The organism is Pseudoalteromonas rubra, from assembly GCF_005887095.1.
GTDB classification, from domain to species: Bacteria; Pseudomonadota; Gammaproteobacteria; order Enterobacterales; family Alteromonadaceae; genus Pseudoalteromonas; species Pseudoalteromonas rubra_E.
This window is the reverse complement of sequence record NZ_PNCI01000028.1, coordinates 45,877-55,016: the sequence shown is the minus strand read 5'-3', so window position 1 is coordinate 55,016 and position 9,140 is coordinate 45,877. Positions and strand designations below refer to the sequence as shown.

Here is a 9,140-nt window from a genome sequence, read left to right as displayed (position 1 = left end):
ACCTAAATCCAGCGCGTCTACCAATTCCGCCACTTCCGCATGTTTTTCGCTTTGATATTGGAACCTAAATCCAGCGTCTAGTTCAAGACATCTGGCCAATTCCGCCACTTCCGCATTTTTATCTCAGAAGAGATGGCTGGAGTACCAGGATTTGAACCTGGGAATGGCGGGATCAAAACCCGCTGCCTTACCGCTTGGCGATACTCCAACGAAAAGTCGATTATTTTAGTTCTTATCGAGAACATGGTGCGGAAGGAGAGACTTGAACTCTCACATCCGAAGATACTGGAACCTAAATCCAGCGCGTCTACCAATTCCGCCACTTCCGCACATCTTTTGCTTCTATTTTGGAAGCTAAATCCAGCGTCTATTTCTAGAAACCTGGCCAAGTCCGCCACTTCTGCATTAATTTGCAATTCAACTATACAATGAGTTTTGGTAGTAATTAAAGCATGGTGGCTATGCCCTGATTTGAACAGGGGACCCCATCATTATGAGTGATGTGCTCTAACCAGCTGAGCTACATAGCCATCTCTTTAATTTCTCATCATCGCTGATGCGGGGCGTATTATGCGTATATGCCCGTATGTCGTCAACACCTTTTTTGCAAAAAAATACCTAACACAGTTTGTTTGCAGATAAATTAAGCGAAGCGGGCTGTTTTTAATGCAATTCAGCCAATAATTCCTCATACAGTGTAAGAGAAAGACAAAAAAAGCGCCATCAGGCGCTTTTTGTCAGACCAATAAACTTGGTCAATATTGAATGCAGTTACTTAGACATTGAACAGGAAGTTCATCACATCGCCATCTTTAACGATGTAATCTTTACCTTCCTGGCGCATTTTACCTGCGTCTTTCGCACCGCTTTCACCTTGGTATTCAATGTAGTCATTAAAACCAATGGTTTGTGCACGAATAAAGCCACGCTCAAAGTCGGTGTGGATCTTACCCGCTGCCTGTGGCGCAGTGGCACCAACCGGAATAGTCCATGCGCGCACTTCTTTAACACCTGCTGTGAAGTAGGTTTGTAGTTTCAATAGCTCGTAACCACCACGGATCACCAGGTTAAGCCCCGGCTCTTCCAGACCAAGGTCAGCCATGAATTCAAGCTTGTCTTCTTCTTCAAGTTCAGACAGTTCAGATTCAATTGCAGCACAGACTGGGATCACAACCGCTTCTTCTGCTGCGGCAATCTCACGTACCTGATCTAAGAATGGGTTATTTTCGAAACCATCTTCAGTTACGTTTGCGATGTACATGGTCGGCTTAATCGTTAAGAAGTTAAGCGGCTTAATCGCAGCTAGCTCTTCTTTTGTCAGCTCCAGTGAGCGCAGTGTTAACCCTTCATCCAGGTGTGCTTTGACCTTTTCCAGTACTTCGTTTTGGAATTTAGCGTCTTTATCGCCACCTTTGGCTTTTTTAGCATTACGTTGTGCTGCGCGGTCGGCCGCTTCCATATCTGCTAAAACCAGCTCAGTGTTGATAACATCAATATCATCTGCCGGGTTTACCTGGCCAGATACGTGGACGATGTTTTCATCTTCAAAGCAGCGAACAACATGACCAATGGCATCTGTTTCGCGAATGTTTGCTAAGAACTGGTTACCCAGACCTTCACCTTTAGAGGCGCCCTTTACCAGGCCTGCGATATCAACAAACTCCATCGTGGTTGCGATGGTTTTTTGTGGATTCACAATCGCAGCCAATTGGTCCAGACGCGGATCCGGAACGGCAACTACGCCGGTGTTTGGCTCGATAGTACAAAAAGGGAAGTTCGCGGCTTCGATGCCCGCTTTGGTTAATGCATTGAATAGGGTTGACTTACCTACGTTAGGCAGGCCAACAATGCCACATTTAAAACCCATAGTTTAAAACCTTTAGTTTGCCATCAATCACAGCTGTAACGGGACGGGAGAGTCGGTGTTACGGCTTAAAAGAATGTAGTCTATTTTGTGCTTTTAACACACCGTCTTTGGCCAGAATTTCCATACAACGCACGGCTTCATCTACCACTGCATCGATTTTTTCCTGATCTGTCTGAGGGGCTTTGCCCAGCACCCAACCTGTTACTTTGTCTCTGTGTCCAGGGTGGCCAATACCAATGCGCAGGCGCATAAACTCTTTGTTATTGCCCAGCTTGGCGATTATGTCTTTGAGACCATTGTGCCCACCGTGACCGCCGCCTTTTTTGATTTTGGCGACACCAGGTTCCATATCCATCTCATCATGCGCAACCAGGATCTGCTCTGGCGGGATCTTATAGAAGTTTGCCAGGCTACCTACGGCTTTACCGCTTAGGTTCATAAAGGTGGTTGGGATCAGTAGCTTAAATTCCTGATTGTTCAGGATAAGCTTGCCACTAAGGCCATGGTGTTTTGAGTCAGGTTTGAGGGGGACGTTGTAGCGCTTGGCCAGTTCTTCGATAAACCAGGCACCGGCATTGTGACGGGTGTTTGCGTATTCGGGGCCTGGATTAGCCAGGCCCACTAGCATTTGAATAGTATTCAAGGTGCTAACACCTTAAAAATTATTCAGCAGCTTCTTCAGCTGTTTCTTCAGCAGCGCCGCCTTTAGGTGCGTTTACAGTTACAACCGCTTGGTCGTGGTCTGCACCTTTAGCTAGCTCAACAGAAACTACACCAGCTGGAAGAGTGATGTCTGAAAGGTGTACAGTTGCGCCAACTTCGATAGCTGCTACGTCAACTTCTACGAACTCAGGAAGCTGAGCTGGCAGACACGTGATTTCGATTTCAGTTACGTGGTGAGCAACTGTGTTGCCGCCTTTAGTTGCTGCTTCTTCGTTCAGGAAGTGAACAGGCACTTTTGTGTGAAGCTTTTGAGAAGCGTCAACGCGTTGGAAGTCAAGGTGAGTTACCTTAGGCTTGTACGGGTGACGTTGGATGTCTTTCAGGATAGCTTCAACAGACTCACCACCGATGTTCAGAGTCAGGATGTGCGTGTAGAAACCTTCGTCTTCTTGCATCTGGATAACTTTGTTGTGGTCCAGAGTAAGCGAAACAGCGTCTTTGCCTGCACCGTAAAGGATAGCAGGAACTTTATCAGCGCGACGTAGGCGGCGGCTCGCACCAGTACCCAGAGTTTCGCGTACTTCAGCGTTTAATACGTATTGTGACATGAGTGTCTCCAATTATTTTAGTTAATACTTCGAAGGGCTCGCGACCAAGCACTTCGGTAAATCACTGCACTCGCCGTGGTTGTATCCAAAGCAAGCCCAGTAAAAAGGCGCGCTAATATACCACTAACCAGCAGCCTTGCAAACCTTTGGATATAAAAAAAGCACCCTAAGGTGCTTTTTCTTTGCCAGTGAACACGGATTAGTGTTCAAACATCGCAGAGATAGACTCTTCGTTGCTGATGCGGCGGATGGTTTCAGCCAGCATATCAGCCAGCGTCAGTACTTTGATCTTATCAACAGACTTCAGCTCGTCCGACAGCGTAATTGAGTCAGTGACGATCACTTCGTCGATCACTGAGTTGCGCAGGTTCTCCGCGGCATTGCCGGACAGAACCGGGTGCGTGGCATAAGCAAATACGCGCTTAGCACCGTGCTCTTTCAATGCAGCAGCGGCTTTACACAGCGTACCACCGGTATCAATCATATCGTCGACGATGATACAGTCGCGGCCTTCCACATCACCAATGATGTGCATGACCTGAGAAACGTTAGCCTGTGGGCGACGTTTGTCGATGATAGCCAGATCTTTGTCGTCCAGGAGTTTGGCGATTGCACGCGCACGTACGACACCACCAATATCTGGCGACACGACCACAACATCGTCAAAGTCGCGTTCTTTCATGTCTTCAAGCAGCACCGGGCTACCAAACACATTGTCTACAGGTACATCGAAGAAGCCCTGGATCTGTTCAGCGTGCAGGTCAACGGTCAGAACGCGGTCAACACCAACGCTTGATAAGAAGTCCGCAACAACTTTTGCAGTGATTGGCACACGCGCAGAACGTACACGACGGTCCTGACGGGCATAGCCGAAGTATGGAATAACGGCGGTAATACGACCTGCAGAAGCACGACGTAAAGCATCCACCATCACAATGAGTTCCATCAGGTTGTCATTGGTTGGTGCACAAGTGGATTGGACGATGAATACATCAGAACCACGAACATTTTCATTGATTTGAACGCTGATCTCGCCGTCGCTAAAACGGCCTACAACGGCATCACCTAATTCGATAAACAAACGTTTTGCAACTTTTTGAGCTAGCTCAGGTGTTGCGTTACCAGCGAAGAGCTTCATGTCGGGCACGGTAGGGTTCCTCAGGCACTGTAATATATATTTTGCAATGACGGCGTCTGTGACAGTGTCAAAACAGGCTAACTTAAACTATTTTACTTCATCTTTACGCCATGCTGCCAGTTGCCGGTGGGCAATTGACTCGCTTGCGCTTTGGGTAACAAAGCCTGTCCAGTGAGACGGGAGTTGTTCGAGTACACGCTGTGCCGCCTGTGCTGAATCAAATTCTGCAAAGCAGCATCCTCCGGTTCCCGTCATTCTGGACGGCGCATATTTTAGCAACCAGCTCAGGGTTTTTTCAACCTCGGGGTAGAGCTTTTTGACTAATGCCTGACAGTCGTTGTGTGTCTGCTCGATGGTCCAGCCCTCAGGCAGCTTGGGGGTATTTCGCGGCAGCTCTGGGTGTGTGAACACTTCCACAGTGCCAACATGGACATTGGGGAAGACCACCAGATAGTGTTTTGCCGCCAGGGTATAGGGGCTCAACTTCTCTCCAACTCCCTGCGCCAGGGCCGTTTTTCCTCGTACGAAGACAGGTACATCCGCACCGAGTGATAATCCGATATCCGCAAGCTGGTCAAGTGACAATTCACATTGCCACAATGTGTTTAAGGCAAGCAAGGTGGTTGCTGCGTCTGATGAACCGCCCCCCACGCCGCCACCCATAGGAAGCTTTTTAACCAGCTGAACATGGGCACCGAATGGTGATTGTTTATAGGGCCTGAGCGCTTCTGCAGCTCGGTAAATCAAATTGTCTTGCAACGGAATGCCGGTGACATCGCCCTCAATCTCAAGTACATCTTGCTCAATAAGCGAAAAAGTCAGCTCATCGCCATATTCCAGCAGAGTAAACAGGGTTTCGAGTTCATGGTAGCCATCAGCACGGCGACCATTGATGTGCAAGAACAGGTTAAGTTTTGCCGGAGCGGTTAATTTGAGTGTCTTCATAGGGTGTCAAAGTGCCAATCACTGATTCGGATTTTAATGGTGATATCTTTATGTGTCAGGGTGAGCCGAGTCGGGAGTTCGAACCCGTTTACACGCTGGTAGGTTTGGTAAGCAACCTGCCAGCGCAGGCCTTGTTCGTCTTGCCAGATGGCCAGAGTTAATTGTTGTTTATCATTATACTGATTGTCAGGTGCCTCTATGTTACCCGTTAACCATTGAGGGGCTTGTGATACAGGCAGTTGCCAGCCGCTCAGGCGGTACACTAAATCGCTGCTGTCTTCACTGGTGTAGGTGTTATCCTCAAGCGTCAGCACACTGTGCTGATCGAATTCTTGCAGCTTGAGTACCTGAGTCCCGATAAAGGTGTTCAACGTCAGGGTTTGTTTTTGTTCACGATATTGCCAGTTAAAGTTGGCAGACTGACGCTCTTCGGGAGAGATAAATGCCAGCTTACCGGTTGCCCGCCAATTGTTATAACTTTCGGGACGATTCTGCTGTAAATGCTCGTCAGGTGGGGTAATACGCTGTGCACACCCGCTCAGAAACAATAAAAACATGAGCAAAATCAAATGAAACTGTTTCAAACTAAGTTCCTTACTTTCCATATTCGATTGATTTTTGGTAAAATTAGCGGCTTTAAAGCAGGGCTTGAGCAACACTGGCAGTTATGACCATTATCGCACTTGGGATCAATCACAAAACCGCGTCCGTCGAATTGAGGGAAAAAGTCGCCTTTTCTCCGCAACAGTTATCGGATGCGCTACAGCAACTATCACAGTTGCCGCAGTTTAATGAGTCCGTGATTGTTTCTACCTGCAATCGGACCGAAATCTATTGTAGCCTTGGCGACTCGAATTCCCAAGCGCTTCTGGGCTGGCTGGCTGATTTTCACCAAATAGAAGAGCAAGAGCTGGCCGAAAATGTTTATGTGCATCACAATCAGGATGCGGTCAATCACCTTATGCGCGTAGCCTGTGGTTTAGATTCTTTGGTATTGGGTGAACCTCAGATCCTGGGTCAGATTAAGCAAGCGTATAACAGCGCGAAAGCACATAACGGCATTCAGCCGGTATTCGAGCGCCTGTTTCAGAAAACGTTTTCTGTGGCTAAGCAGGTTCGTACAGAGACTGAAATTGGCGCCAGCGCTGTCTCTGTGGCTTATGCTGCGGTTAATCTGGCGAAGCACATTTATGGGCAGCTGGAAAAAACCAACGTATTACTGATTGGAGCCGGTGAAACCATTGAGCTGGTTGCCAAGCATCTGTCGCAGCACAATCCCAAAGCGATTACTGTTGCCAACCGCACCATTGAACGGGCTCAATCTCTGGCGGATGAAATTAATGCGAATGTCATCTCTTTAGCCCAGCTACCCGAGCAATTGCATCAGGCGGATATCGTGATTAGCTCCACCGCCAGTACCTTGCCAATCATAGGTAAAGGAGTCGTTGAGCAGGCCCTTAAAAAACGAAAACATAAACCGATGCTGTTTGTCGATATTGCCGTGCCGCGCGATATTGAAAGTCAGGTCAATGATTTAGATGCAGCCTATCTATATACAGTGGACGACCTGCAAGCGATCGTGAATGAAAACATGGCGTCGCGTGAACAAGCAGCACGTGAAGCGCAGCACATTATTGACGACAAAACCCATGAGTTTGCACAGTGGCAGCGTTCACTGACATCGGTGGATGTGATCCGGGAATATCGTGAATCGGCCCAGACGATTAAATTAGAACTCGTGGAAAAGGCGTTAAATCAGCTACAATCGGGTAAGAATTCAGAAAAGGTCTTGTTAGAACTGGCAAATAAACTCACTAATCGGCTCACTCATGCACCGACCCGAGCGATTCAGTCGGCAGCTAAAGAGGGCGATATCGAGCGCATTGCAGTGTTAAAACAAGCATTAGGTATTGAGCAGGAATAAGAGTTAAATGAAAGAGTCCGTTTATCGTAAATTGGAAACTTTGGTAGAGCGCCACGAAGAAGTGGAAGCCATGCTGGGGGATCCGGAAGTCATTGGCGATCAGAACCGTTTTCGCGCATTGTCAAAAGAGTACTCAGAGCTTGAGGATGTGGTGAAGGCGTTTACTGCTTATCAGCAGGCGCAGGAAAACGTAGCAGCAGCCGAAGAAATGCTGAAAGATTCTGACCCGGATATGCGTGAAATGGCTCAGGAAGAATTCAAAGAAGCAAAAGAACAAATTTCAGAACTGGAAGAGCAGCTCCAGATCCTGATGCTGCCAAAAGATCCTAAAGACGACAACAACGTATTTTTGGAAGTCCGCGCCGGTACGGGTGGTGACGAAGCGGCTATTTTCGCTGGTGACTTATTCCGCATGTACAGCCGTTATGCTGAAACTCAAAAGTGGCAAGTGGAAGTGGTCAGTGCCAATGAGGGCGAGCACGGTGGTTACAAAGAGATCATTGCCAACATCAAAGGTGATGGGGTGTACGGTAAACTGAAGTTTGAGTCGGGCGCACACCGCGTACAGCGTGTACCAGAGACTGAGTCTCAGGGCCGTGTCCACACGTCAGCGTGTACGGTGGCTGTGATGGCGGAGATCCCGGAAGCGGAAGCCATTGAAATAAACCCGGCAGACCTGAAAGTCGACACTTTCCGTGCTTCAGGCGCCGGTGGTCAGCACGTCAACAAAACTGACTCTGCTATCCGTATTACCCATATTCCAACCGGTGTTGTGGTGGAGTGTCAGGATGAACGTTCACAGCATAAAAACCGTGCTAAGGCTTTGTCTGTATTGGGTGCGCGCCTGCAGCAGGCGGAAGACGAAAAACGTCAGGCTGCCGAGGCAAGTGAGCGCCGCAACCTGGTAGGTAGCGGTGACCGCTCTGAGCGGATCCGCACTTACAACTATCCACAGGGCCGTATTACGGATCACCGTATTAACCTCACACTGTATCGTCTGAATGAAGTTGTAGCGGGTGATCTGGGTGCCGTTATCGACCCCTTAGTGTTGGAGTACCAGGCTGATCTGCTAGCAGCCATGGGCGATGATTAATGGCGCAACATCCAAATCTTGCTCAGGCGATTGCCTGGGCAAGTGCACAGCTCCAAAATAGCTCCGAGTCAGCAAAACTTGATGCTGAAGTATTGCTATTACATGTTCTGCAAAAGACTCGCAGTTATTTATTTGCCTGGCCAGAAGCTGAACTGAGTGAAGCACAATATCAGCGGTTTGAGTCTCTTATCGCACGTCGAAGAAGCGGTGAGCCGGTTGCACACTTAACCGGTGAGCGTGAGTTCTGGAGCTTGCCCCTATACGTGAACAACAGCACGTTAATCCCCAGGCCTGACACCGAAACCTTGGTTGAGCAGGCGCTTGCATTGCCTTTGTCTGAGCAGGCTAAAGTACTCGACCTGGGTACCGGGACGGGCGCCATTGTATTGGCATTGGCGTCGGAGCAGCCTGGCTGGCAGCTAACCGGAGTTGACTTCTCAGATGAGGCGGTGGCACTGGCAGAGAAAAACCGTCAACGTCTTGGGTTTGACCATGTTGAAATCCGCCAGAGTGACTGGTTTTCGGCGTTAGCAGATCAGTGTTTTGATCTGATAGTCAGCAACCCGCCTTACATTTGTGAGGCAGATGAACATTTGAGTCAGGGTGATGTGCGTTTTGAGCCTTTATCCGCTTTGGTAGCACCGGATCAAGGCTATGCCGATATTCGTCATATTATTGAACAAGCGCAGGCGCATCTCGCATCCGATGGCTATTTGATGTTTGAACATGGCTATCAACAAGCTGCTGGTGTTCAGCAGATTTTTGCACAAATGAACTATCGCAATATACTTACAATAAAAGATATGGCAGGCTGTGATAGGGTAACGATGGCGCAAAAGCCGCAATAATCGTTATTCCTTAAGCAAAACGGCATAAAGATAGCGATACCGTATTAGCGAGCA

General features: G+C 48.4%; 9 protein-coding genes and 3 tRNA genes. 3 read left to right on the top strand and 9 right to left on the bottom strand.

Annotated elements, in window-relative coordinates:
* Positions 1-133 precede the first annotated feature (133 nt).
* The 9 genes from CWB99_RS12990 to lolB all read right to left on the bottom strand — a co-directional run bounded on the left by CWB99_RS12990 (position 134) and on the right by lolB (position 5,805).
* Positions 134-208 (bottom strand) — tRNA-Gln (locus CWB99_RS12990).
* 36 nt (positions 209-244) lie between these two features.
* A tRNA-Leu gene (locus CWB99_RS12985) sits at positions 245-329 on the bottom strand.
* Between the two features lie 124 nt (positions 330-453).
* Positions 454-530, bottom strand: a tRNA-Met gene (locus CWB99_RS12980).
* A gap of 245 nt (positions 531-775) precedes the next feature.
* A complete protein-coding gene (ychF, locus tag CWB99_RS12975) occupies positions 776-1,867 on the bottom strand; it encodes a redox-regulated ATPase YchF (protein ID WP_054017260.1) in 1,092 nt (363 codons plus the stop codon).
* 58 nt (positions 1,868-1,925) lie between these two features.
* Positions 1,926-2,510, bottom strand: a complete 585-nt coding sequence (gene pth / locus CWB99_RS12970; RefSeq protein ID WP_138552857.1) for an aminoacyl-tRNA hydrolase — start codon at positions 2,508-2,510, stop codon at positions 1,926-1,928.
* A 19-nt stretch (positions 2,511-2,529) separates the two neighbouring features.
* On the bottom strand, positions 2,530-3,138 hold the full coding sequence (locus CWB99_RS12965; RefSeq protein WP_125784576.1) for a 50S ribosomal protein L25/general stress protein Ctc: 609 nt from the start codon (positions 3,136-3,138) through the stop codon (positions 2,530-2,532).
* 199 nt (positions 3,139-3,337) lie between these two features.
* The gene (locus tag CWB99_RS12960) at positions 3,338-4,285 is read right to left on the bottom strand and encodes a ribose-phosphate pyrophosphokinase (RefSeq protein WP_010386544.1); all 948 of its coding nucleotides are present in this window, start codon (positions 4,283-4,285) and stop codon (positions 3,338-3,340) included.
* Between the two features lie 78 nt (positions 4,286-4,363).
* A complete protein-coding gene (gene ispE, locus CWB99_RS12955) occupies positions 4,364-5,221 on the bottom strand; it encodes a 4-(cytidine 5'-diphospho)-2-C-methyl-D-erythritol kinase (RefSeq protein WP_138552858.1) in 858 nt (285 codons plus the stop codon).
* Positions 5,218-5,805 (bottom strand): lipoprotein insertase outer membrane protein LolB, encoded by a 588-nt coding sequence (gene lolB, locus CWB99_RS12950; protein WP_138552859.1) that lies wholly within the window; start codon positions 5,803-5,805, stop codon positions 5,218-5,220. The genes ispE and lolB overlap by 4 nt, the downstream gene beginning before the upstream one ends.
* An 83-nt stretch (positions 5,806-5,888) precedes the next feature.
* Between lolB and hemA the strand changes: the two genes are divergently transcribed.
* From hemA to prmC, 3 genes are read left to right on the top strand one after another with little or no spacing between them, the layout of a single operon-like run.
* Positions 5,889-7,145 (top strand): glutamyl-tRNA reductase, encoded by a 1,257-nt coding sequence (hemA, locus tag CWB99_RS12945; protein WP_138552860.1) that lies wholly within the window; start codon positions 5,889-5,891, stop codon positions 7,143-7,145.
* Positions 7,146-7,152: 7 nt separating this feature from the next.
* Positions 7,153-8,238: a peptide chain release factor 1 gene (prfA, locus tag CWB99_RS12940; protein WP_138552861.1), complete on the top strand. Its 1,086-nt coding sequence runs from the start codon at positions 7,153-7,155 to the stop codon at positions 8,236-8,238.
* A complete protein-coding gene (gene prmC / locus CWB99_RS12935) occupies positions 8,238-9,086 on the top strand; it encodes a peptide chain release factor N(5)-glutamine methyltransferase (protein ID WP_138552862.1) in 849 nt (282 codons plus the stop codon). Before prfA ends, prmC begins: the two co-directional genes overlap by 1 nt.
* Positions 9,087-9,140 lie beyond the last annotated feature (54 nt).

Bases quoted from the DNA above. Each gene is read 5' to 3' on its own strand.
- hemA (WP_138552860.1), top strand. From the start codon at position 5,889: ATGACCATTATCGCACTTGGGATCAATCACAAAACCGCGTCCGTCGAA.
- ispE (WP_138552858.1), bottom strand. From the start codon at position 5,221: ATGAAGACACTCAAATTAACCGCTCCGGCAAAACTTAACCTGTTCTTG.
- CWB99_RS12965 (WP_125784576.1), bottom strand. From the start codon at position 3,138: ATGTCACAATACGTATTAAACGCTGAAGTACGCGAAACTCTGGGTACT.
- prmC (WP_138552862.1), top strand. From the start codon at position 8,238: ATGGCGCAACATCCAAATCTTGCTCAGGCGATTGCCTGGGCAAGTGCA.
- prfA (WP_138552861.1), top strand. From the start codon at position 7,153: ATGAAAGAGTCCGTTTATCGTAAATTGGAAACTTTGGTAGAGCGCCAC.
- ychF (WP_054017260.1), bottom strand. From the start codon at position 1,867: ATGGGTTTTAAATGTGGCATTGTTGGCCTGCCTAACGTAGGTAAGTCA.